This is a genomic window from Desulfosporosinus sp. Sb-LF (genome assembly GCF_004766055.1).
GTDB lineage: Bacteria > Bacillota > Desulfitobacteriia > Desulfitobacteriales > Desulfitobacteriaceae > Desulfosporosinus.
Window position 1 is genome coordinate 1 of sequence record NZ_SPQR01000020.1, and the last position, 24,167, is coordinate 24,167.

At 42.2% G+C, this 24,167-nt stretch carries 21 protein-coding genes; 9 read left to right on the plus strand and 12 right to left on the minus strand.

What is annotated here, in order from left to right; translation table 11 throughout:
- Nucleotides 1-1,491 precede the first annotated feature (1,491 nt).
- The 5 genes from E4K68_RS18880 to E4K68_RS18900 all read left to right on the plus strand — a co-directional run bounded on the left by E4K68_RS18880 (nucleotide 1,492) and on the right by E4K68_RS18900 (nucleotide 6,525).
- Nucleotides 1,492-3,336: a fumarate reductase/succinate dehydrogenase flavoprotein subunit gene (locus E4K68_RS18880; RefSeq protein WP_135380466.1), complete on the plus strand. Its 1,845-nt coding sequence runs from the start codon at nucleotides 1,492-1,494 to the stop codon at nucleotides 3,334-3,336.
- 3 nt (nucleotides 3,337-3,339) lie between these two features.
- Nucleotides 3,340-3,567 (plus strand): ferredoxin family protein, encoded by a 228-nt coding sequence (locus E4K68_RS18885; protein ID WP_135380467.1) that lies wholly within the window; start codon nucleotides 3,340-3,342, stop codon nucleotides 3,565-3,567.
- Nucleotides 3,568-3,675: 108 nt separating this feature from the next.
- A complete protein-coding gene (locus tag E4K68_RS18890) occupies nucleotides 3,676-4,578 on the plus strand; it encodes a methyl viologen-reducing hydrogenase (protein ID WP_135380468.1) in 903 nt (300 codons plus the stop codon).
- A 13-nt stretch (nucleotides 4,579-4,591) separates the two neighbouring features.
- A complete protein-coding gene (locus E4K68_RS18895) occupies nucleotides 4,592-6,034 on the plus strand; it encodes a Ni/Fe hydrogenase subunit alpha (protein WP_135380469.1) in 1,443 nt (480 codons plus the stop codon).
- A gap of 20 nt (nucleotides 6,035-6,054) precedes the next feature.
- Nucleotides 6,055-6,525 carry a hydrogenase maturation protease gene (locus tag E4K68_RS18900; RefSeq protein ID WP_135380470.1) on the plus strand — a complete coding sequence of 157 codons (471 nt, stop codon included), beginning with the start codon at nucleotides 6,055-6,057 and terminating at the stop codon, nucleotides 6,523-6,525.
- Between the two features lie 826 nt (nucleotides 6,526-7,351).
- Here E4K68_RS18900 and E4K68_RS20505 read toward each other — a convergent pair.
- Nucleotides 7,352-7,543: a hypothetical protein gene (locus E4K68_RS20505; protein WP_158291471.1), complete on the minus strand. Its 192-nt coding sequence runs from the start codon at nucleotides 7,541-7,543 to the stop codon at nucleotides 7,352-7,354.
- Nucleotides 7,544-7,722: 179 nt separating this feature from the next.
- Between E4K68_RS20505 and E4K68_RS18905 the strand changes: the two genes are divergently transcribed.
- Nucleotides 7,723-9,684: an L-lactate permease gene (locus tag E4K68_RS18905; protein WP_135380471.1), complete on the plus strand. Its 1,962-nt coding sequence runs from the start codon at nucleotides 7,723-7,725 to the stop codon at nucleotides 9,682-9,684.
- Nucleotides 9,685-10,280: 596 nt separating this feature from the next.
- On the opposite strand, the gene gyrB is transcribed toward E4K68_RS18905, so the two are convergent.
- From gyrB to E4K68_RS18955, 10 genes are all read right to left on the minus strand, one after another.
- Nucleotides 10,281-12,212 (minus strand): DNA topoisomerase (ATP-hydrolyzing) subunit B, encoded by a 1,932-nt coding sequence (gyrB, locus tag E4K68_RS18910; protein ID WP_135380472.1) that lies wholly within the window; start codon nucleotides 12,210-12,212, stop codon nucleotides 10,281-10,283.
- A 509-nt stretch (nucleotides 12,213-12,721) separates the two neighbouring features.
- The gene (gene hypE / locus E4K68_RS18915) at nucleotides 12,722-13,750 is read right to left on the minus strand and encodes a hydrogenase expression/formation protein HypE (protein WP_243450451.1); all 1,029 of its coding nucleotides are present in this window, start codon (nucleotides 13,748-13,750) and stop codon (nucleotides 12,722-12,724) included.
- A 10-nt stretch (nucleotides 13,751-13,760) separates the two neighbouring features.
- Nucleotides 13,761-14,867: a hydrogenase formation protein HypD gene (hypD, locus tag E4K68_RS18920; protein ID WP_135380473.1), complete on the minus strand. Its 1,107-nt coding sequence runs from the start codon at nucleotides 14,865-14,867 to the stop codon at nucleotides 13,761-13,763.
- Nucleotides 14,845-15,084: a HypC/HybG/HupF family hydrogenase formation chaperone gene (locus E4K68_RS18925; protein WP_135380474.1), complete on the minus strand. Its 240-nt coding sequence runs from the start codon at nucleotides 15,082-15,084 to the stop codon at nucleotides 14,845-14,847. Before E4K68_RS18925 ends, hypD begins: the two co-directional genes overlap by 23 nt.
- Nucleotides 15,044-17,389 carry a carbamoyltransferase HypF gene (hypF, locus tag E4K68_RS18930; protein ID WP_243450452.1) on the minus strand — a complete coding sequence of 782 codons (2,346 nt, stop codon included), beginning with the start codon at nucleotides 17,387-17,389 and terminating at the stop codon, nucleotides 15,044-15,046. The genes E4K68_RS18925 and hypF overlap by 41 nt, the downstream gene beginning before the upstream one ends.
- Nucleotides 17,390-17,464: 75 nt before the next feature.
- Nucleotides 17,465-18,139, minus strand: coding sequence for a hydrogenase nickel incorporation protein HypB (gene hypB / locus E4K68_RS18935; protein ID WP_199241833.1), 675 nt, complete (start codon nucleotides 18,137-18,139; stop codon nucleotides 17,465-17,467).
- Nucleotides 18,132-18,494 (minus strand): hydrogenase maturation nickel metallochaperone HypA, encoded by a 363-nt coding sequence (gene hypA / locus E4K68_RS18940; protein ID WP_158291472.1) that lies wholly within the window; start codon nucleotides 18,492-18,494, stop codon nucleotides 18,132-18,134. The genes hypB and hypA overlap by 8 nt, the downstream gene beginning before the upstream one ends.
- Before the next feature lie 215 nt (nucleotides 18,495-18,709).
- Nucleotides 18,710-19,429, minus strand: a complete 720-nt coding sequence (locus E4K68_RS18945; RefSeq protein WP_135380476.1) for a sulfite exporter TauE/SafE family protein — start codon at nucleotides 19,427-19,429, stop codon at nucleotides 18,710-18,712.
- Between the two features lie 80 nt (nucleotides 19,430-19,509).
- The gene (locus tag E4K68_RS18950) at nucleotides 19,510-19,707 is read right to left on the minus strand and encodes a hypothetical protein (protein ID WP_135380477.1); all 198 of its coding nucleotides are present in this window, start codon (nucleotides 19,705-19,707) and stop codon (nucleotides 19,510-19,512) included.
- Nucleotides 19,708-19,729: 22 nt separating this feature from the next.
- Nucleotides 19,730-20,146 carry a hypothetical protein gene (locus tag E4K68_RS18955; RefSeq protein WP_206751218.1) on the minus strand — a complete coding sequence of 139 codons (417 nt, stop codon included), beginning with the start codon at nucleotides 20,144-20,146 and terminating at the stop codon, nucleotides 19,730-19,732.
- Between the two features lie 734 nt (nucleotides 20,147-20,880).
- On the opposite strand from E4K68_RS18955, the gene E4K68_RS18960 reads away from it, so the two are divergent.
- From E4K68_RS18960 to E4K68_RS18965, 3 genes are all read left to right on the plus strand, one after another.
- Nucleotides 20,881-21,459 carry a recombinase family protein gene (locus tag E4K68_RS18960; protein WP_135380479.1) on the plus strand — a complete coding sequence of 193 codons (579 nt, stop codon included), beginning with the start codon at nucleotides 20,881-20,883 and terminating at the stop codon, nucleotides 21,457-21,459.
- Nucleotides 21,460-21,465: 6 nt separating this feature from the next.
- The gene (locus E4K68_RS20510; RefSeq protein WP_158291473.1) at nucleotides 21,466-21,636 is read left to right on the plus strand and encodes a hypothetical protein; all 171 of its coding nucleotides are present in this window, start codon (nucleotides 21,466-21,468) and stop codon (nucleotides 21,634-21,636) included.
- 369 nt (nucleotides 21,637-22,005) lie between these two features.
- Nucleotides 22,006-23,559, plus strand: coding sequence for a sensor domain-containing diguanylate cyclase (locus tag E4K68_RS18965; protein WP_135380480.1), 1,554 nt, complete (start codon nucleotides 22,006-22,008; stop codon nucleotides 23,557-23,559).
- A 230-nt stretch (nucleotides 23,560-23,789) separates the two neighbouring features.
- Here the strand turns inward: E4K68_RS18965 and E4K68_RS18970 are convergent, their stop codons facing one another.
- Complete coding sequence (locus E4K68_RS18970; RefSeq protein ID WP_135380481.1) at nucleotides 23,790-24,068, minus strand: GIY-YIG nuclease family protein; 279 nt, start codon at nucleotides 24,066-24,068, stop codon at nucleotides 23,790-23,792.
- Between the last annotated feature and the right edge of the window lie 99 nt (nucleotides 24,069-24,167).

A 24,167-nucleotide genomic window follows, 5' to 3' on the forward strand; every position in this document is an offset into this window, starting at 1 on the left:
AACTGTTATTTCGTTAGATCGTATAACTGTTATTTCGTTAGATCGTATAACTGTTATTTCGTTAGATCGTATAACTGTTATTTCGTTAGATCGTATAAACAATTATACCGTCTGACAAGATAATTTGCTTTAGAAGCTGGTAATCGACAATCTTTACACTAGCGCAAGACAAGCTCTCCAGGCATATAAAGTATTAACCGTTGACATGCGGTATCTTTGTCTTAGTACTCCAGTTATCGGGGAGAATGAACTGAATCAATTAAAACTTTTCTAATTAATTTACAAAAAGCCGAGTTCATGAAAAATAACACGAAATATCTTGCAGAAAACTAGTTATGGCCGTGGGCAACAGCAGACGGTAGCGTCAATATTTCCCCGGAAGACACCTCCCTTAGGAAGGCCTAAAATTGATCAAAATGTATAAGTTAGTTTTGATAAAATCTACGCTTTTTAGAGGGTTTTTAAACATGAACAAACAAATTTCACCAACTTACGTCGATAACTGCATACGTCAATAATAACCTAAAAGGATAAAAGGAGGTCAATTGAAGGCTGCTTTTATCCTTTCCCCGAAAAAGCTCCCCTCAGGATGGCCTATGGTCGTTCAGATTCTATGGGTTGGTATGATTACCCCTTCTACCCTCCCAAAGGGCCTCAGAAAGCAAAAATGGAATTTACCAACTTGCATCGATAATTTATACGTCAATTATCTAAAAGGAAAAGAAGGAGTCTTTCGAGGCTGCTTCTTTTCCTTTTATGAGGATGACATAGGATAGGTCAGAATATATAGGCCGGTATGATTTTGGTTTTAAGTCATTAAAGTGGCCTTATGATCCTCCATATCGTCTCCCCTGATAAAAATAAATATAGGATCAATATAAGACATTGTAGAATATCCGAAGTACGAGAGGAATAAGATAGGCCAAGGCTTATTCCTTTTTCAGGTCATTGCCGTTGGAGGTGGTACACCAAAGAACTTACCCTTCAACACGTGCAAGCGTGATAATTCCTTGACCACACTGTACAATTCTCGAAAAGATAGGGCCCTGTTCAAAAATTCTAATGTAAAACAAGACCGTAGCTTCGAGAAGTGCGCCAATTGAAACCAGAACACAAATTATTCCAATTAGGATTCTAGTTACTGCTCCCTGGTGAACACCTTGTATAGAGACATGTGTAGGATCACCAGAAAATTACAGAACTCATATCTTACTTATTCTGGGTTCAGGCAGTTTGTTGTATCACGCCAGACGTCAACGACTTCTGTTCCATGTAGTCAAAGCTTCTTTGCATGCCGAACAGATAAATTCCTCATGAGCACAATCCTGCCAAAAAGGCCACACGCACACTGTCGTTAGGGAATATATTCACGAATTCCCAATATGTTTGGGGTAGTTATATCTTGCCCCATGCAACTTTACAGATCTTCCATTATGAAAGATGTTTCCCTTGCATTATTATGTAAATTCCATTTGAAAAGGAGGATGAATTGTGGCAATAAGAAGAATTGAAGCTGATGTAGTAGTCCTTGGTGGAGGAAGTGCAGGAACTTTTGCAGCAATTAAGGCAAAAAATGCAAACCCAAAGGCCAGAGTGGTTGTTTTAGACAAAGGACCCATTGAAACCTCTGGTGCTATCGGTCGTGGAATGGATGCATTAAATATTGTTTCGGTGCCAGGTTATGGGACTCCTGAGGATGTTGTTGAAGCACTGACCAAGGTATCAGAAGGTATTTTAGACCAAGATTTAGCTTATACCCTGGGGCAAGGCACCTATGGTGTTATTAAAGACTTAGAGGACTATACCGGTCGAGAACCCGGCGACCTATTCCCAGTAGATGAGAATGGTAATTACAAGTGTAATTATTTGCATCCTACGAACAAGCCACTTTACCTGGCGATGGATGGAGAAGACATCAAACGAGCTCTTGCTCGTGAGGTCAGAAAATTGGGCTGCACCGTCCTCGACCGGACTCCAGTAGTGCGTCTTTTTACGGAAGACGGCAAGGTCACAGGTGTTTTTGCATTTAATATTAGAACTGGACAGCACTATCTTATCAGTGCCCCAGCAGTGATTATCACCTCCGGTTGCGTTGGCAAGTTCGGAATGCCACGTGATGGATATCTAAGTGGCATTTATGAATTTCCTGGCAATACTGGCGAAGGATTTTCTCTTGCCTACCATGCCGGGGCCGAACTAGTTAATATGGAATGTTTCCAAACTAATCTACTGATGAAAGATTTTAACGGCCCGGCCTGCGGTTATGTGGTTATTCCACGCGGTGGATATGGCATCAATGCTTTAGGTGAAAAATACTGGAGTCACGGTTATTGGTCAGGCGATATGTTCCTAGCGGTTTGGAAGGAATTTATGGAAGGTCGTGGTCCAGTTTACCTTAAGTTGGACCATCTCCCAGAGGAAACCATTCAGGGTTTGGAAAAAATTCTGTGGGGCACAGAGCGTACGGTGCGGGGGCAGTTCCATAAACAGCGGAATGAGAACTACCGGTGTTGGGATTCAGTAGAACAGGGTATGGAAGAAATCACCCTGTGCAGTGGCCACAGCATGTCAGGTATTTTCGTAAATAAAAACACCGAGACCACGGTCAAGGGCTTGTTTGCTGCAGGTGACTGTGCTGCTGTACCACAGCAATACCTACCAGGTGCCTTTGTATTTGGAGGGATTGCCGGCCGAGCAGCAGCAGAATATGCTGCAACTGCAAAAGCTCCCAAGCTCAAAGTAGACGTTGACAACCTTTGGAAGGAAATCAGAGCACCACTTGATCGTCCTGATGGACTGCCTGTTGATCAGGTAGAAACCAAAATTAGAACCAAAATTAGTCAGTATATTACACCGCCCAAGAGCGATCCACTTATGCAAAAGATGCTCTGGTGGATAGAACGGATGCGTCGTGAAGACGTTCCCAACATCAAGGTTCGAGATTACCACGATATGATTAAGGCCACTGAAGTTCAAAGCATCATCGACTGCGCCGAAATGGCGACTAAGGCTTCCCTGTTTCGTACCGAAAGTCGCTGGGGTCTTAGCCACTATCGCCTGGCCTATCCTGCTCGTGATCCAAAATGGGACGGGAAGTATTGCGTCGTCAAAAAGAATCTCGACACCAATGAAATGGAGTTATCGAGCAAGGATGTTCAGAAATACAAGTGGGATTACCCGAACAGGCTGGAGTACGACTATCCGGAGATGAAGCATGACCTTGGAAAAGGGTTTACCCATCCCCCTAACGATTTTAATGACCCCTGGATCGTTGAAAAGGTTGACCGGGAAGGAATGGATATACCCAAGAGAATGTTTGTCAAAAAGGAGGACTAGTAGATGAGTGGCTGTGATTGCAAAAAGTATGAGTGGGTTAAAGTTGATAAGTCTAAATGCGATGGGTGCGGCAACTGTGTTGAGTTCTGCCCACGCGACGTGTTGCGCCTTGATAACCAAGGTTTCCCATACATGGCTTATCGTGATGACTGTTGGTACTGCGATGTCTGCAAATTTATGTGCCAATTAGATGCCATTGAACTTGAGACCGTCCCGTACCTGATTCGCTAATTGTAAACGTTACAGGTAAGTACCCCCGTTTGGAAAAGGGGGTACTTACCCCTACAACTCTTGAAAAAGATAATTTTAGCTGGTTAGAACGAGTGGGAGGTGACGAATTTGAGACCTAAAGTTGTAATGGAGATGCTGTCGGCCTGTGACGGCTGTGAGGTTTCGATCCTCGACCTCGGCGAGGACCTTTTGAAAGTTCTGGAAAAGATCAGCATAGTTCACGCGCCATTGCTAATGGACCACAAATATTTTAGTGCCGAGAATGGTAGTCGTGAAATTAACATTCCCAAGGCTGATATAGGCATTCTTTCAGGTAGCATCCGTAATGAGGAAAATTTAGAGGTTGCCAGAGCAGTGCGGGAAAAATGCGACATAGTTATTGCAAACGGAACTTGTGCTTGTATGGGTGGGATTCCCGCCATGGCCAATGTCATACCTCTAGACGTGTTAAAAGAAGGTATTTATCCTCCTGAGTTCATAGAGGAAGATAGTAAGCTTATGAAATTACCGGCCTTTACTAACAAGGTTACTGCCCTGAACGAGGTTATGCAGGTTGATATTTTTATCCCAGGATGTCCGCCTTCTCCCGAAATGTTTGCTTCAGCTCTTACGGCGGTTCTCGAGGGTAGGAAGTTTGAATTGCCTATTGACACAGTCTGCAACGAGTGCCCGAAAACCAAGGAAAAACGAACTGTCTCCGCTGACAACGGTTTAGCGTTTCCTGAAATGATCCGACCACTTGAGCCTCTGCCAATCAATGACCGGTGCGTTTTTGAGCAGGGTTATTTTTGCATGGGGGCAGCTACCAGAAGCGGTTGTGGGGCCAAGTGCCTTAAAGTAGATATGCCTTGCCGGGGATGCATGGGTCCCAAGAGAATTGGAGACAACCCACGTGCTGAACTGCTTGGTTCACTATCTAGTTATGGGTACACGTTAAGGGATGTTAACGACCGGCGAGCAGCTTTTAACTGGTTTACGGGGGCTCACAACAATTTGCGACCGATTCGCTAAGGGGGTGTAGAACTTGGGAAAAGAGATTATCATACAGCCAGTCTCTCGCATCGAAGGACATGCCCGGGTTACAGTTATTCTTGATGATGCTGGAAAAGTTACCGATACAAGGGTACAGGTAGTCGAACTGAGAGGTTTTGAGAAATTCTGCATAGGGCGTCCAGTTGAGGAAATGCCGCGCATTGTGACAAGGATATGTGGGGTATGTCCATGGGCGCACCATTTGGCCTCGGCTAAAGCCGCAGATGCGGTTTATGGAGTGCAGATTCCAGAAACGGCAAAAAAGATCCGGGAGTTGGCATATTCTGCCCATTTTATCCACAGTCACCTACTACACTTCTTCTTTCTAGCTGGAGCCGATTTCTTGACTGAGCCGGGTACAGATTACCTGCTTAGAAATGTCATGGGCCTTGCTCAAAAACACCCAGCACTAGTCCAAAAGGTTGTTAAGGTCAGGCATGCCGCCCAAAAAATGACTGAAATCATAGCTGGAAAAGCGATACACCCCGATGCGGCAGTGCCGGGTGGGTTTAGCCGGACGATAAACGAGGAACAAAGAAAAGAATTAAGGGCAATGGCTGGAGAGTGTCTTGACTTCACCCGATTTGCTCTTGATTTTGCAAAGAATAACGTTTTTGCTAAGCTTTTACCAGAATTAAAACTGTCAAAACCTATGGAGACCGGCTACCTGGGTATGGTGGGAAAAAACGGCGATTTGAACTTTTATGATGGGAAACTGCGTTTGCAAAGGACAAATGGTAGCCGCGTGGAATTCGAGCCCGTTGACTATTTAAATTATATCGGAGAACACTCTGAAGATTGGACCTACATGAAGTTTCCATATGATTTATCAGCGGGCAGTTTATCGATGAATCCTGACCATCCATTAGGTGTTTACCGCACTAACTCGTTGGCAAGACTAAATGTTTGCGATTACATTCCTACACCTCTTGCGCAAAAGGAACTGATCGAGTTCCGAGCAGAAGTAGGCGGAGTAGCACACCACACTTTCCTTTATCACTGGGCCAGGCTCATTGAAGCTTTATTTGCAGCAGAACGGGCGGTCGAACTGCTTGAGGACGAAGGGATTACTGGAACGCATGTACGCGAGAAAGCAGAACCGCGTGCCGGTCGTGGTGTAGGCGTGGTTGAAGCGCCACGAGGAACTTTAATTCACGACTATGAGACTGATTCCAACGGGTGTCTGACCAAGGTGAACCTTATTGTAGGTACTACCCATAACAATGCGGCTATTAATATTTCGGCTTTTAGAGCGGCGCGTCTCGTCCTTGCAGATGGAAAATGCAGCGAAGAAGATCTTAATAAGATTGAGATGGCTATTCGAGCTTATGACCCGTGCTTTAGCTGCGCAACGCACAAGGTTGACGGTAGCCTGTCCGTAAGACTCGAAATAGTGGATGCACGGGGTAAAGTATTAAAGACACTTTATAACTAGTAAGAAGGAGATAGTTAACAATGCGTACGGGACAGATTTTAGTAGTAGGATGCGGGAATTTATTGTTTGGAGATGATGGTTTTGGCCCCGGCGTTATTGAATGTTTAAAAGCGAAGTACCAGCTTCCCGACGGTGTAGAAGTGATTGATGCGGGAACCAGTGCTGGAGATCTTCTACTGGACGCACTTTTGGGGGAGCGCGGTCCGAAACAAGTTATCTTGATCGACGCCATAGACCTGGGCTTGAAGCCTGGGACGGTAAAGGAAATTGATCTGGAAGAAATCCCTTTAAACAAGAGGGATGATTTTTCCGTACATCAGTTTCCTTCCCTTGATATCTTAAAAAAACTCCGGGATAGCAAAAGTGTCGATGTACGGTTTTTGGGCTGTCAGGTTGAGTCAATACCTGAGGAAATATGCCAGGGCCTATCGGATTCCGTAGCTCATGCTGTTTTAATAACTGCTGAAGCTGTCGTCAGCATGGTAAGTTAGGCAGGTTAAGAGTTCAAAAATAAAAGTTAAATTATCCGAACAGACTGTAATATCCTAGAATTAAACACGACCTTAGAGATATTATTTTCTCCCCGGTCAACCTTTCAACGATATAAAGCAGAAACTTTGTAGGCGGTAATCGCATAAATGAGGGAAGCATAATAAAATCTTGCAATGAAGGTATAAATGCACTTATTAACCTTTTAAAGATTTGAACCACGACTTTGCAACAAGTAAGATCAAATTACCTATTTGGATGAGCCTCTAATTTAGCAAACCAAAATTCCTGAATTGGAAGCTAGACTCAGAAACAGTAATAATAATTCACCTTTCTGACGACTACAAAAGGAGCCCCAAGAATAGTATGAAAGCTATGCTTCATGCTATTTTTGAGGCTCCTTTTTTGCTATCAAATAAGCAGAGAAGAGACTTGTGAATGGAATCTTTGATAAAAAGATGTCGGTTACTCTTCACGAGGGAAGAAGGGGCCATGTATTTTGCCGAAGAAGCAGCTACATATTGATGTTTAGGAATATTTAAGGGACATTATGGAACCATTGGTAGTTCTATTTAATTCAAACCATCCATTACCAGGTATATAAGTAATCCTATTCAGTTAATTTTGAGTAGATGCTTAAAGATATCCCCTTATTTGTGATTGCTAAAAGCATGCTGAATTAATGTTGATAATTCTAATTTCTTTGGATGTGGCATAACCCATAAATAACAAAAAATTTAAAACAGGGGGTGATTGGTAACTCCATTTAAATTAAAAAATAACCACCTATATCTTAGCCATTTAACTGCATCTATCTCAATTATTGGTTTAATGGCAACAACTTCCTGTTTGAAAACAAGACCACGGTGTACCGATGAACAAGAATTCGATGAACACTGTCGAAATTAAAGTACGGTGGCTCAAGCAGTGTAACACGCCAAACGCCATGACCTCCGTTCCACGTAGTTGAAACTTTCTTACATTCCAGGCAGTCGTGCCAAAAATTCTGTGCGTCTTCATTAGGGAATATATTCACGAATTCCCGATTACATTTGAGTAGTCCCTGCCCTAGTATTAATGTCAATTCTATAGCTCTTCCATTATGAAAGATGTTTCCCTTGCTCTATATCACAGACTGAGCTAACCGACTACTACCCATTACTTAAATTCAACTGAATTTAAAGGGGGTCAAGACCCATATGAAAGTTGGAACGCTACAAAATAATCCAAAACAACAGAAAGGAAAGATTGCATTAGCTGGATTTGCTTTATTTTTTATAATTACTGCTTTTTTACCTGGAGGATTTTTCGGGCAATCTATACAATGGACTCAGCAATATACCCCTGTAGCTAATAGTCTTACTGGTTCCGCACTTGTTGCAGTGCTTCCTCTCGTTATAATGTTTCTTAGTCTGGCCGTTTTCAAAAGAACGTCTCCCTTTTCGTGTGGTTTGGGTCTGATCGTTGCGTTGATTTTATCAATTTTTGTCTGGGATATGCCAATAGGTATAGCATCAAATGCAACATTATATGGATTTATGCTAGCGCTAATGCCAATCTTATGGACGTTAACCTGCGCAGTCTGGGTTTACAATATGCTTGTAGACAGCGGACAATTCGAGGTAATTAAAAAGTCATTGGGTTATGTTACTAATGACCGTCGAATTCAAGTTATTCTTCTCATTTTTGGCTTTGGTACGTTACTTGAAGGTATATCGGCTTTCGGTGCTCCTATTGCAATTACTTCAGCTATGATGGTTGGTGTCGGCTTTCCTCCGATGACAGCGGCGGTTCTTTGTTTATTAGCTGACACAACTCCCTGTGCATATGGCACTCAGGGTACCCCGCTAGTAGTGCTTCAATCTGTAACAGGTCTTGATCTAAATTCGCTGTCGAGTATGATTGGAAGGCAAACCCCAATAACGACTGCCCTTTTTGCCTGTGTTCTGGTGTGTTTCTTTGCCGGTTGGAAAGGGTTTATAAAAATTTGGTGGGTTCCGCTAATTGCTGGACTTTCTTACGGAGTAACAGCTTTTATAGTGTCAAACACCGTTGGTCCATTTGTCGTTGATATTGCTGGAGCACTTTCAGCAATAGGTATTACCATGATCATCTGCCGTTTCTGGAGACCGGAAAAATTATGGTTGTTACCAAATGATGACCCGGATACACCGGCCAGATTCGAAGGCCAAAAAATGCCTTTGTCGAAAACCTTGCGAGCATGGTCTCCATATATTTTAATGATTGCTTTTATTAGCATTGTGAACACCTCATCCACGATAAAGGCATTTGGTGTAAAAGTCAGTACTGTTAAGATACTGTGGCCAAATCTGCACCAAATGGTTTCAAAGGTACCTCCCGCAACTATAAACATCGAAAAATATAACGCAATCTGGGGTCCTTGGCCCTTGCTGACAGTTGGTGGTACACTGGTCTTTTTTGTAGGGCTTATTACCATTCTGGTTACCGGGATAGGTTTCCGTCGTGCAGCAAAGTCCTTTAAAACAACTGTCGTGCAGTTAGCTTCGGCATATGCAACAATCATGTTCATTCTTGGTATTTCACAAGTAATGAACTACTCAGCTATGACCTATACCATGGGCATGGCCTTCGCTACAACCGGTTTTTGGCTCCCGATGAGTACCGCAATACTTGGTCTGCTAGGGGTCTTTCTTACCGGTACGGATGCTGCATCAAATGCCTTATTTGGTCAAATGGTTGTTGTTTCCGCTGATCATTCCGGGCACAGCTCTTTACTGGCCGCCAGCACTCTGAGCTCCGGCGGTGTAATGGGCAAATCTTGTGCGCCTCAGGACCTCGCGATAGTAACGGCATCGGTAAATATTCCAGGAGCTGAAGGTGATATTATTCGCCGTGTTGTGTGGGTATCGGTTGTCTTTACGATTATCATCGGTGCAATTGCAATGATACAGGCCCATGTTTTCACTTGGATGATACCTGGTTACACGGCTATTGCTACAGTGGTTCATAAGACCTCGCCTTTGGTTCTATGGGGCTTTCCTATAATAGTAGGATCTATATTGGTACTAAGCTTGTACATGATGATCCGTCAATGGCAGGATAAAAATACCTTTTGCCCTGGTGGTGAAGGGAAGGTACGTAGAGAACCCCTACAACAGGGAAACATCCGTCAAGACTGAATATCTAATGAAGAGCCTCCTGTTACTTAGTGACCGAATTCGGAGACTGACCTCGGAACAAAGGGAGGTAACGAACTACGTTGTCTGCCTAGAGTGAAAAGCCGCGGTGGCTAATATTATACAAAGAATAGAGGGTCGGAACAAACAGTGTGCAAGCAAATATTTAGGTTAAGGATTAAACGAATACTGCAATGTAAGAATGGCCCCCCTATCGAAGGAGAGCCATTCTTATATTAGGGAAAGTCAAAATTTCGCAGAAAGTTAAATACAACTGTGATATGGATTCTTTCATCAATAGAATGATACTCCGGTATTACGACGGCAAGGTTCTACATCCATTGAAGACCCAGCTCATAGGATGCAACCGAAAAAGGGATGAGAGAAGGGCCCTATAGGATAATACCTTGTTGAAGCAAAAGACCTTTGGACACTTGGGGGACTCTGGGAAACGCAGCCTACTTCGCTAGGTGCACACTCCGGTTTCTATCCCAACAAATCGGGACGATACTTGCAGGTGCGAAATGGCGGTTAAAGCAAAGAGTTATCATTATCACCCAACGCTGATACGCGACGACTTGATATGAATGGACACTCTTTTAAGCATCTAGATTACGTACATCTTTAGCATAACGATTAATAAAGTCTCGGCGTGGTTCGACTTTGTCTCCCATCAAAACCGTAAACATTTCTTCAGTTCTCATGGCATCTTCCATAGTCACTTGTAAGACCGTTCGCTTTGTTGGATCCATCGTGGTTTCCCACAACTGCTCTGGATTCATTTCTCCTAAACCTTTGTAGCGTTGAATTTCAACTTTTTCTCTTCCTATCTTCTCCAGAATCTTAGCAAGTTCCTTATCTGTATAGGCATATTGAATATCTCTTCCTTTTTTCACCTTAAAAAGAGGGGGCTGAGCGATATAAATAAAATGATTTTCAATTAATGGCCGCATATAGCGATAGAAGAAGGTTAATAAGAGTGTCCGAATATGAGCACCATCTACGTCAGCGTCTGTCATAATAATCAGCTTATGATAACGCGCTTTTCCTATATCAAATTCATCGGAAATACCGGTTCCCATTGCAGTAATCATGGCCCGAATTTCAGCATTTCCCAAAATTTTATCGAGTCTCGCCTTTTCAACATTTAAAATTTTACCACGTAAAGGCAAAATTGCTTGGAACCGTCGATCCCTACCCTGTTTTGCCGAACCACCTGCACTATCTCCCTCAACCAGATACATTTCGCACAAATCCGGTTCTTTCCAAGAGCAATCCGCTAGTTTGCCCGGCAGAGAGGTTCCCTCTAGCGCGCTTTTACGACGGGTCAACTCCCTTGCTTTACGAGCAGCATCGCGCGCTCGTGCGGCTTGGACAGATTTATTAATAAATTCCCTGGCAATTGTTGGATTTTCTTCAAGGAAAGTACTTAATCCTTCCCCTGTTGCGGAGTCCACGATACCCCTGACTTCACTGTTTCCAAGTTTTGTTTTCGTTTGCCCTTCAAACTGTGGGTCGGGCACTTTAACTGAAATTACGGCGGTCAATCCTTCGCGGATGTCATCTCCAGATAGATTGGAATCAGTGGCTTTTAGCATATTACTTTTACGGGCATAATCATTTACCACCCGTGTTAAAGCAGCCTTAAAACCTGCCTCATGAGTTCCCCCTTCTTGGGTATTAATATTATTAGCATAGGAAAACAAATTTTCGGCGTAACTGTCATTGTACTGAATACAGACTTCAACTTGTACCTGACCTTTGGTTGTTTCAATAAATATTGGTTGGTGCAAACAGTCTTTGCTTTTGTTGAGATAAATCACAAAATCCTGAATACCACCCGTATGTAAAAACGTTTCTTTGACATTTGTTCGCTCATCCGTTAGGTTGATCTTCACGCTTTTATTTAAAAAAGACAGCTCTCTAAGACGATGTGCCAGAATATCAAAGTCATAAACGGTATCTTCGAAAATTTCCGGATCCGGGGCATAGGATATTCTTGTTCCATTTTTATCAGTTATCCCTATATTCGCCAGTTCTGTAGTAGGTTTTCCTTGTGAATATTCCTGATGATATACATGGCCCCCTTTTGAGACCTCCACAATTAACCATTTTGCCAAAGCATTCACGACACTTAAACCTACTCCGTGAAGTCCACCTGACACTTTATAAGCGCTCTCGCTCCCGCCAAATTTCCCACCAGCGTGTAATACCGTCAGAGCCACCTCGACAGCGGGTTTCCCAGTTTTAGAATGTATATCTACTGGAATTCCCCGCCCATTATCTATTACAGTAATGCTACTGTCTGTATGAATAAATACATCAATTAAATCGCAAATACCGGCTAACGCTTCGTCAATGCTGTTATCAACGATCTCATAAACAAGCTGATGGAGGCCTCGGGTGCTCGTATTACCAATATACATTCCAGGACGTTTACGAACAGGGTCCAATCCTTCGAGCACTTCAATTTGCCCTGCATTATAACTGTCACCAGGGTCTTGATAAGGTATATCTGCATTTTCCAGCAAAGCCTTCACCCCCCAAATAATTACTAAAGTCCCATCATTATACACTAATTAGTTATTTATTCAAATTTTAACTTCATCCTATTAATTACAAGTGTTCTGTTATATCCTAAAATGTAATTTTTTGCATAATGTTTGTACTGAAATCGGCAATAATAAATGTCCTCTCATTGTAATAATTAATTTTTCTTTGTTTAACTTTCCAGGATCTCTCCTAATTTCTCAACTCAATTACTAGAGATATAAAGTTGTACATAAATTGATTGAATCATCTCTTTGAATCTTATGCCAACTTTCTAAGTTTTATCAAAAAAGAGGTTTTCATAAGTTCCTGTACTTATGAAAACCTCTTTTTTTCATTTGCCAAATTTATCTTTATGGATGTCAACGCCAGGTACACAAGTTTTCAGGTGCTTTTTACATCATTTCCATTCCAGGGGCTCCACCCACCTTAGGCTGAATGTCTAAGATCAAGCACTCGGTGGTTAGAAGCATTACCATAGATCCATCTACTAACATATCCTTGGCAAAACTGCACCCGCGAATAACTCCAAGCGCCTTGTCCCCCCAATGGCGGTTTTCAGTAACAAGTTTCCCTTTCCCGCCCGCACTTCTCCAATACAGCAGGACTGCCTACCTAGGGGGTGTTCACAGAGCTCGTTCATTATCTGTTCACACTCCTCGGAGTCTACAACTATCAAAAACTTACCCTCATTTGCAAGATAAAGCGGATCAAGCCCCAAAAGGTCACATATTGACCTGACTTCGTTGTCTATCGGTAGGGAATTTTCATTAAGGTAAAAGTCATGACCACAAGACAGTGCTATTTCTTTAAGGGCAGTTGCAACCCCTCCTCTAGTAGGGTCGCGCATAAACTTAACTCCCTTAAATTTCTTTAACAATAATCCGATTATGTTACCAAGCGCGGCACAATCACTCTTAACACTAAAATCAAAGCCCTCTCTCTTTGCCATCACGGCCACACCGTGCTCCCCGATGCCCCCATTGATCAGAATCTTGTCACCAGGCGAGATTCTATGATAACCAAGGTTAGCCCAGGGCGGCAAGACGCCTAACCCCGTTGTATTAATAAAGATACCGTCCAGGTGGCCCCTTTCAACAACTTTGGTATCGCCGGCTACCACCATTACTCCGGCTTCCTTTGCTGCCACCGACATAGAGTGGACTATTTGCTCTAACTGGTCTATTGGGAAACCTTCCTCGAGCATAAACCCTGTCGTCAGGTACTTGGGTACGGCTCCACTTACGGCTAGATCGTTTACCGTGCCACACACCGCCAATTTGCCGATATCTCCGCCGGGAAAAAAGACTGGGTTGACCACAAAAGAATCGGTAGTCATGGCTGGGGCACCATCCAAAACCGGCAGGCAGGCTGCATCTCCTTCCTTTTCCAGGATATCGTTTTTAAGGTTTCTAAAAAATATTTCATTAATTAATTCTTTGGTTAAAGCTCCCCCGTCACCATGGGATAATAAAATCCTTTTCCCCTGGGCATCATATTTTTCCATCACCCTGTTCATGCCACACCTCCTAATTATCGTCGTACTGGTAATAGGCTGCACAGGCCCCCTCGGAAGAAACCATACAAGGGCCTACCGGGTGGCAAGGGGTACATGTATTTTTAAATAAAGGACACTGAGGGGGCGAGATCCTACCTTTCAGTAAGTCTCCACAACGGCATTCGAGTACATTCCGTGAGGGCGGGGGCTCCACTGGATAACGGAGAGCTGCATCAAAAAGCTCATACGGGGTGGTTAACCCTAGGCCGCTTGAAGGTATTTTGCCTAAGCCCCGCCATACTGCATCAACAGGTTCGAAGCATTCTTTAACTGCAGTTAGTGCCAATTCGTTACCGTCTTCGGTAACGAGACGTTTGTAAGCGTTAGCCACTAAGGGCTGCCCTAAAAATACCTGCCCCAACAATATTTCTAGACCCGCCAGAATATCAAAAGGTTCAAACCCTGTAACAGCAGCAGGAACGCCGTAATCCTGGGCGATAAAATCAAAAGGGCGACGGCCAGTTATAGCGCAAACGTGGCCTGGCAAAAGCAACCCGTCAAAGGTGCATTCCCGGTCTTCCAGCAATACTTTCAAAACCTGCGGCACTGTTTTATGCAAACTAAGCACCGAAAAATTTTTTACACCGTGGGCCATAGCTTCTTTTATACTTAAAGCCACGAGGGGTGTAGTAGTTTCAAAACCAACACCCAGCAAGACAACCTGTCTGTCCGGGTGCTTTTGGGCCAGAGTTACAGCCTCCAAAGGAGAGTACATGATCCGTATGTCTGCTCCGGTTGCCCTTTCAATCTCCAATGACGAGACGCTGCCAGGAACCCTCAACATATCACCAAAAGTAGCAATGGTTACTCCATTTAAGCGAGCTATTTCGATGGCTTTGTCGATATCTTCCTGGCAGGTAACGCAAACTGGGCAGCCGGGGCCGCTCTTCAACTCAAGCACTTCTTTGAGCAACCCGCGCAAACCGCTTCTAGAAATGGAAACAGTATGGGTACCGCAGACCTCCATAAAAACAGGGCGTTTCCCCAACCGGCTAGTGACCTTAAACGCCAGCTCAAGAACCTTTTCAACAGCCGCTTCGACCAAACCCGTATCCTTAAGACTCATAAGTACTGACATACTCTATAAACTCCTTCCATACTTTGAGGCTTTCGCGGGCTTCGGCGAGATCAACCTTTCCAATTGCAAAACCGGCATGGATCATTACGTATTCACCCACACTCACTTCGGAAAGTAGAGAAATGTTTACACGAAGTTCAACCCCAGAGTTATCTACTATCGCCACGTTGTCATTCCTATCTACCAATAATACCTTCACTGGTACACCCAGACACATTTTCCCTACACCTCCAATAACCGATCATTGCCTGCCCTAAGGACAGTCCACCATCATTTGTCGGGACATTACGATGACTAAACACCTCGTAACCTTGTTTAACTAAAAGATATTGGGTCATGATTTGGAGATAATGGTTTTGCCAACTACCGCCACTGAAAACCACCTTGTTAGGACCTCCCCGATTTCCAACCAGCTTTACCGATTCTACTACCATTGCGATTACAGTGTCGTGAAAATGCCTAGCAACTGTGTTCACGGGAACACCTTTTTTGATATCCTCGATCACTTTTATAACCATTAGACCTGGATCAATTATTCCTTCTCTAATCTCAAACGGGTAGGGAGAGTGTGATTTTGCCAAAAATTCGGCTTCTTTATCACTGTCTGGCCACGATACAAGATTACTCAGTTCTACAGCTGCCTGACCTTCATAACTGATCGTATGGCAGATGCCCAGTAAAGCTGAAATCGCGTCAAAAAGCCTCCCGCAACTACCTGCCTGGGGGGAGTTCAAACCAGTTTTAACAGCCTTCCTGATAACCTCAATTTCCTTTACCTTTTCCTTGAAAATATCTTTTGCTAATAAATGTCCCTTTTCGCCGCCATACTTTAAAAGGTAAGACACTGCAGTCTTCCAAGGATTTTGCACGGCGTTGTCTCCCCCTGGAAGCTGAATATAATCTAAATGAAATTCACGCTCAAAATTAATATAATCGCCCCTCAAAATTTCAAAGCCCCAGGAGTAACCATCCGTACCGTAGCCCGTACCGTCCAGGATTACTCCGATTACCTGCTCATTTAGATAATTATCGGCCATACACGAAGCTAGGTGGGCGTGATGATGTTGGACGGCTATGTGAGCAACTCCCTCAGCCTTTCGGGCTAACCCAGAAGATCGGTATTCAGGGTGAAGATCAAAGACCACTAACTGTGGTTCAGCATTTATTAGGGCTTTAAAATTTTGCAAACTGTCTGTGTAATTTTGTTCTCCTTCAAGAGTACCAAGGTCACCGATATGCTGGCTCACGAAAGCTTGCTTGCCCTTTAAAAGACAAAAGGTGTTCTTCTTATCACTACCCATGCCCAAAATTGCCAACGATTTTGTATCGTCAACTGGAACATTGAGGGGCATCGGAACATACCCTCTGGAACGTCGGTAATACTGAGTTTTACCGGCCACTACACTTGCTACAGAGTCGTCACACCGGTTGACAATCGATCGGTTGTGCCACAAAAAATAGTCAGCAATAAAACCCAAATTTTCTAAAGCCTCCCGGTTCTCAACACATAGTGGCATATCGCTGTAATTGCCACTGGTCATTACCAACACCGGCGGTCCCTGGTCCAATAGCAAGATATGCAAGGGGGTATACGGCAGCATTACCCCCAGGGTGTCATGCCCCGGCGAAAGCTCCCGTGGAAGGGAATATCCATTATTTTTCTTTAAAATAACTATTGGCGATGCAGGCGAGGAAAGCAAGGAGACCTCCGCAGCACTTAACCTGCAATACTCAGCAGTTGTTTCCAAATTACGGCACATAACGGCCAGGGGCTTATGCGGCCTTTTCTTTAGGTGCCTTAATCTCCTCACGGCCTGTTCATTCTGTGCATCACAGGCAAGATGAAACCCGCCGAGGCTTTTCAGAGCGATTATAGATCCCTCCTTCAATAACCCCTGGCAAGCTTCCAACCAATTCCCTGAAACCTTTTGACCATGCCGATCAACCAACTCAACCTGCGGGCCACAGGCGGGACACGCTACCGGTTGGGCGTGAAACCGACGGTCAAGAGGATCAATGTACTCAACCGCACAATCCGTACACATTTTAAAGATTTTCATCGATGTTTTTTCCCTGTCATAAGGCAACTGCCTGACAATGGTAAATCGCGGGCCGCAGTTGGTACAATTTGTAAAAGGATAACGATAATGGCGACTAGCTGAGTCATTTATGTTTTCTTTGCATTCGTTACAGATTGTGATATCCGGCGGAACCATGACTTTACCTTTCGACAGACCCATACTCTGAATAATTTCGAAATTTGAATAACCTTTTGGGTTAAGCTCATTTTTTTGAATCTTAGTTATCAGAGCCAGTGTCGGAACTTCCTCAACAACCTCGATGGCAAACTGCCGCATTTCCTCCTTCAGGCCTTCCACCTCAACAACCACACCTTCTCCTGCGTTCCATACTCTCCCACTCAAACGATGTGACTTCGCCAGTCGATAAACGAACGGCCGAAATCCCACCCCCTGAACAATCCCTTCGATTCTGAAAACTGTGCGACCCACGGAGTTTGCCACGAACTTCACCCCCAAATCCGTAATATACAACTCGTAAGATCTGTTCTACTGGTAATTCAACATATTTAATCAATATTATATTACAGTTAAATTTCTCCTTTTTCTCCAAATCATCCTACCTATTAATTGGCTCCAATCTTCTATACCCTCATCCTTTAGAGCAGATACTGGAAATATTTTTAAATTGCCATTTATTTTAAATAGTTCTTCAACATATGACCCGAGATTAAAAACAGTATAAGGAAGCAGATCGGTTTTAGTGATAACAACTCCATAAGCCTCACGGAATGCCAGGGGATACTTGGCCGGCTTGTCCATGCCCTCAGTAACGCTCGATATAGTAATCTTATAATCATCCCCCAAATCAAACTCGGCTGGGCAAACGAGATTCCCCACATTTTCTATAATTATAAGATCTAACTCGTCAAGCGGCAGTTGATTTAATGCATCCCCAATCATTTTCGCATCAAGGTGGCATGCTCCATGAGTATTAATTTGTACCACCTCCACGCCTGTCTTAGCTATTCTTTCAGCGTCATAGGTAGTGTAAATATCTCCTTCTATAACTGCAACACAAAATTTATCCGTCAGAAGAGGGAGGGTCTTTTCTAAAAGAGTTGTTTTACCAGCGCCTGGTCCACCTATCAAATTAACCATAACAACTCCCTTTCCCTCAAGAAGACGCCTATTAACCGCAGCTATTTCTTCGTTTGCCTTTAATAATTTTTCGGCTATTATGACCTTAACCATTTGCATTTTCCCCTTCCATGCCTTCAAATTTTTCTAATATGATATCCTTTCCCTCAATAATTTCGATATCATTACCGCCACATTGCTCGCATGCAAATACTAATTCAGTGGAAGTATATTTATGTTCGCAAGAATGACATTGCATAATCGGATCTGTTTCAGCTATGACTAATATAGCCCCTTCTAATTCAGTCCCCTTCTTTATAACATTGAAACCGAATTCCAAAGCATGGGGCAGTGCCCCTGACAATTTTCCTACTATAAGATTTATTTTGGTAACCTTGCTTACACCATTTCGTTTAGCATGTGCACGAACATTATCAAGCAGATCCTGGATTAGCGCTAATTCATGCAATTGCAAACCTCCCTTCCAAAGAGGATTCTGAGATACAGTTCTCCTTTATTCAAACTGTATTTATGAGCTAATCCCCCAAATATCGGCAGATGCGGTACCCCCAAAACTCTATACTTAATCGACTATGCTACATTTCTTCACGTTGATTAGATTTTCGGAATGGAATGCATCACATCCGATTTACATAGATTAATCAAGATTGCCCTTTTGTTCATTTATATCAATATAGAACAACCAATAGCAGCAGTTAGTATTAGCGCAGCCTTATATATCAGGACAGTTGGAATAAATTTAAACAAATTGTTGCCAATTAAAAAACCTGCAAGGAGTGGTACTATATATCTAAAGGAGCCAAGATAGAGTGATGCATGGTAATGAAATCTGATCTGAATCAGAGCAAGGCTAGCTAGGCTAACAAGAAAAAAATATGTACTTAGACTTGCCCTGAATACATTTTTTTCATAACCCTGGTTTACACCAAAAAGAGTCACGGGGGGACCAGGCATCCCAAAGCTGCTACTCAAAGCACCGCTTATTAGACCTATAACTAGGGCTGCCCATTTTTCTTCTTTTAATGGCTTCTTTAGATCAAACAGCAATGCTACTGCTGAGATAAGTGTTATCACTCCGATTGATTTCTTCAGGAATACTTCATTGCCAACTTGGATGATTAACAGGCCCAAGAAAATCCCGGGGATACTTGCGACAAACATATTTTTTATCAAATCAAGACGGACATACTGCTTTGTGGCGGCAGTCATTAAAAAACATGAAACCGCCGTCATGACCAGCCCATATACCGCACTGATCTGAACTGGATGAAAGTGTAAAAATAGAGGTACAAGCATCACTGCGATACCAAAGCCTGTTATTGCCTGAAAAGTCGATGCTAGAAAAACCCCAATGAAGGAAATAATAATCCAATTTTCTGTCAAACTGCTTCACCAGAATTCTTATTTATATTGTCTTCATAATATAAATTATTTCATACATCGATCTTTCGTTACGGTGTCTTCTAACTGTCCTGTTGCATTAACTCCTCCAGAGTTATACTGTGATAAGTACAAATAGCATTCAACTTAGCCATAAATGCCTTCTGCTCAGATATACTTTCCATCTCAGTAGTAAGGCCTTTCATCCACTTGACGATATAATCTCTTTCCCTCGCTCTAGTATCTTCTTCAGTCTCAACTTCAATATTAGTTTCCAACAAAATCACCCTTTCAGTTTTTATTTCATTCCTCCCATAATTCAGGCAATGCGATCCGTTTCCAAAATAGCTGGACTTGTTTTTGCTGTGGACCGTAACCTTCGAGCCGTTCAAAATAGCCACCGCTACCCAATGTAGTTTTGTAGTCAAGATCTTCTGGGAGCTTCCGGTTCGGCCATTCCTCATTTAGGGCTTTGATCAACTTCAAGAATAATTCCCTAGTTCTGTCTTGTCCTATTGCTTCAACTGCCATTAAGACTCGGTTCAAACTAAGCTTCCCATTATTTCCGTCTAAATCTATCTGTTCATTAGCCCACCGCTGAAAAGCCTGGGCGTAATCATGCCGAAATTTTACGTTTTTATATAGAACTTGATCAAAATACGGTCGGTTACTGGCAAAAAGTTCTGCTATCGTTTTATCCGGGTATCTACCCATGCCCATTTTCTTCGATAAAAACTCTTTTATCTTTCTTACCTTCTTTCAATTAAATAATATAAACAGCTCAAACTGGAAATTCCGTCTGCCAAGGCCTCTAGTAGATCACTCAAACGACTCTTAAAACTAGGCTTAAGGCAACAAATGCAAGTATAGTATTGCAACTGAAATATCACCAAATTAAATTCTATTTCTAGGACCACGGCTAAGCACCATTGGATACTAGGTCTTGTAAACTAACCATGTTTTACCTTAAATATATAACATGCAGAGTTAATAAAGTACCATTTTATGTAAGTAATTTAGTAGTGATCTTGAATGAACCTATACCGTGTATCTTTAAGCCTTACAAGGGGTCTAATAATTGATATTGCACCCACACAAAGAGAAGATTCCCAAAGGACTGCGAAAGATTACAAAGTTGAGGTAAAGATCTACCAGAATAGCGAACGGATCGTTCCTCTTGTGACAAAGGATAAACAACTGGGATATACATGATATCCTAGTTGTTTCCGATGTGCTTCTACTTTCAATTCTTTTCTATAAGTGTGGGTTGCCCACTCTCCGCAAACGCCTTACTTGTTTGTCTAGGCATGGTCTAAATAAACAAGTAGAGTGCTTGTAAAAACGATAGCACGAGTGTCCGTTTGAAATTGTTTATACATTTATAAACAATTATTTATCAATGTATAAACATCAAACAAACATAATGATATAATTGCAGTGGGGGTGAAGCAGCTGTGAACATAGCTTATATTCGTGTCTCGTCGGTTGACCAAAACGAGGAACGACAACTCAAAGCAATGGAGAAAGAGAACATAAAAAAATACTTCATTGAAAAAGTAAGCGCCAAGGATACAAAAAGGCCCAAGCTTTTAGAAATGATCGAGTTCGCCCGTGAAGGTGACACGATATTTATTAAAGATTTCTCAAGGTTAGCCAGGAGTACGCAGGATCTCCTTAATATTGTTAAAGATTTGGACGAAAAAGGTGTTAAGTTAAAATCCTTGAAAGAAAACTTAGATACTAATACAAGCACGGGTAAATTAATGCTCACCATGATCGGGGCTATTAACGAATTTGAGAGAGCCAATATGCTTGAACGGCAGCGTGAAGGGATTGCGATTGCTAAGGCTAAGGGGGCTTACAAGGGAAGGAAGAGAATTGAGAAGCCGGACAATTGGCAGGAAATATATACAAGATGGAAGAATAGAGAATTAACGGCTAATAAGGCAATGGAACTATTATGCCTTAAAAGAAATACCTTCTATAAACTGGTGACTGAGGTTCGATCACGTGACTCGATACAAAGGAGCTGATTATCTTTGACCATACTTAATTTCGAGAATAAGAAAGAAAAGAAAAGAAGGCTTACGCGAGAATTTGCCACTAGACTTGGGCAGGAAGCTGCCAAGGATTTCAGATATGATCCATATAGCGATCCTGTTATGGCGGACATTTTTAAAGGGCTGGGGTTGCCACATCCAAAGAGGTAAATTCTGTCCGTGGCCCAAGTACACGAAAGAGAAAACCCTGAAACAGACACCCCAGTAAAATGGCGTCAGTGAGAGAAAAATGGACTTTGGCCTTTAGAACAAAAACACGCTCAAATGGTGCAAATGCGAAGGAAGCGAAAACAGGTAAATCGTGTCTCATGGTCAAATTTGAGCGAATATGAAGAAGTCAAACAAATTTAACTTGTCATAGTGACCATTATAGGACCCAAAAAAGATTTGACATTGAACGTCGAATGTTATATTAAACTGCCAATTGTATAAGTTTAGTAAGTAATTTGTATTTTGAAAAAGAAAGGTTGGAACTGCATTGGATCATAGCCTGATTATTTCAGTTCGTTTTTAAGTACTATGATTATTGATATGAAGACACTCATACTCCTGAATTTCGTCATTAACATTATTAATGCAGGAGCTATTGCGATTATATGGCATCAATACCGAAAACGCTTTTTTGGTATATCCTTTTGGCTGGTTAATATGACTTTGCAGGCAGTCGGAGTAGCTTTGATTATTCTGCGCGGTGTGGCCGCGGATTTTATTTCTATTGTGCTTTCAAATACTTTGCTTCTAGCAGGGTCAGTAATTCTTTTAATCGGAATGGAACGTTTTACTGGAAAAAAAGGCATCCAAATCCATAATTATATACTGCTGACAGTTTATGTTTTCTTGACTACTTATTATTGCTTAATTCATCCAAACATTTCAATGCGAAAAATTATTCTGTCTGCGATGATAGTGATTATTGACTTTCAAACTTGTTGGCTCTTGTTACGGAGAATAGCTCCAGATCTGCGTCAAGTAGCCCGTATTACTGGTATAATCCTAGGTTTTTACGTTGTAGTCAGCTTAGCCAGAATGATTCTGCTTGTTATTTCTCCATTACAGACCAGCGATTTCTTTAAATCTGGCATTGTAGACTCATTGTCAGTCACACTGTATATAATGACTAACGTCTGTTTTACAATCAGTATGATATTAATGGTGAACAGTCGTTTGCTTGGAGAAGTCCAAGCCCAAGAGGAAAAGTTCACTATGGCATTTCATTCATCCCCATATGCAATTATTCTAACAAAATCATCCGATGGAGCCATCATTGAAGTCAATGACGGTTTTGTGAACATCTTTGGATACCAATACTCTGAGGTCATTGGAAAGACACTCATTGATTTGAATCTTTTGGTCAGGGGTGAAGACCGCGTAGCCCTGGTCAAGCAATTATCGAAGGGTAACAAGGTTCAAGGGGCCGAATTTCAATTTCGAAAAAAGTTAGGTAATTTGATGACAGGGCTCTTTTCGGCTAACACAATCATGATTAACAACGAAAAATGCATCTTAGCAAGCATAAGTGACATTACAGAACTCAGTCAAATTAAGCAGCGTTTGCAAGTTATGGCTACCCATGATGCATTAACGGGCTTGGCTAATAGAACGTTATTATATGACCGATTTGATATAGCAGTGGCAAATTCACAACGCAAAAACAAGAAATTGGCAATAGTATCACTTGATCTCGATAAGTTTAAGACAATTAATGATAAGCTAGGTCATGATGCTGGAGATAAGGTGTTGATTGAAGCGGCTATCCGGCTAACTGGTTTTTTACGCAAGATTGATACTGTTGCACGCTTTGGGGGAGACGAATTTGTGTTGCTGTTGTGGGATTTGGACCATAAAGACGATGCCATCAAAGTCACACAAAAGATCTTAAATGGTTTTCAACAGCCATTTAAGATTGGTGAGCATAAACTCAATCTTACAGCCAGCATAGGAATAGCGATGTATCCTGAAGATGGTAAAGACATTGATGATCTAATAAAGAAATCCGATGAATCTTTGTATTATGTAAAAAATAATGGCAGGGACAACTACCAATTCTATACCGAATCTATAAGTCTGAGCTAAATTACTTTTCCGTTCCTTCAAACAATAGCCGCTTTAAACGATGTTGGGTGATTCGCTACCCTCCCAAAGTGCGAAGGTTTTATTTATTTAGGAGTTAAATGATAGAAAACTCCCTCGTTCAAAAGGGGGGGGCTGTTACTTAACGTAACATGAATTATGGGACTCCATGCAGGATCGACTACTACTTTGCCCCTGGTGACAGCTTCGCTAGTACTACCCCTAATAGTTGTTTATTTGAATTTTGGCCACTGATTATAACCAATAGACGGATTATTTGATTTATAGTACTTTATGTACTCAACCTCTTTTAGATTGACTTCTTTATCAGTAGCTGTTGCTGATTCCCACAATATTTCTTTTCGTATTGTAAAATCTTTTCGTTCTTCCCTTGTAAAATCTTTTTCAATTAACTTACTATTAGCACTACCAAAGTAGTTAATAGTATCAGTTAAATCTTTACCAATGTAGATTTTTCCGTTAGGATACGTAATTTTATAGATGACCTTCAAAATTTGACCTCCCTTTAAAATCCGGGTTGTCATAACCTTTTTTATAGGAAGCAAAGGAATATACTCGCTTCTTTGGGCTGTCGTAGTCACGGTAGACCG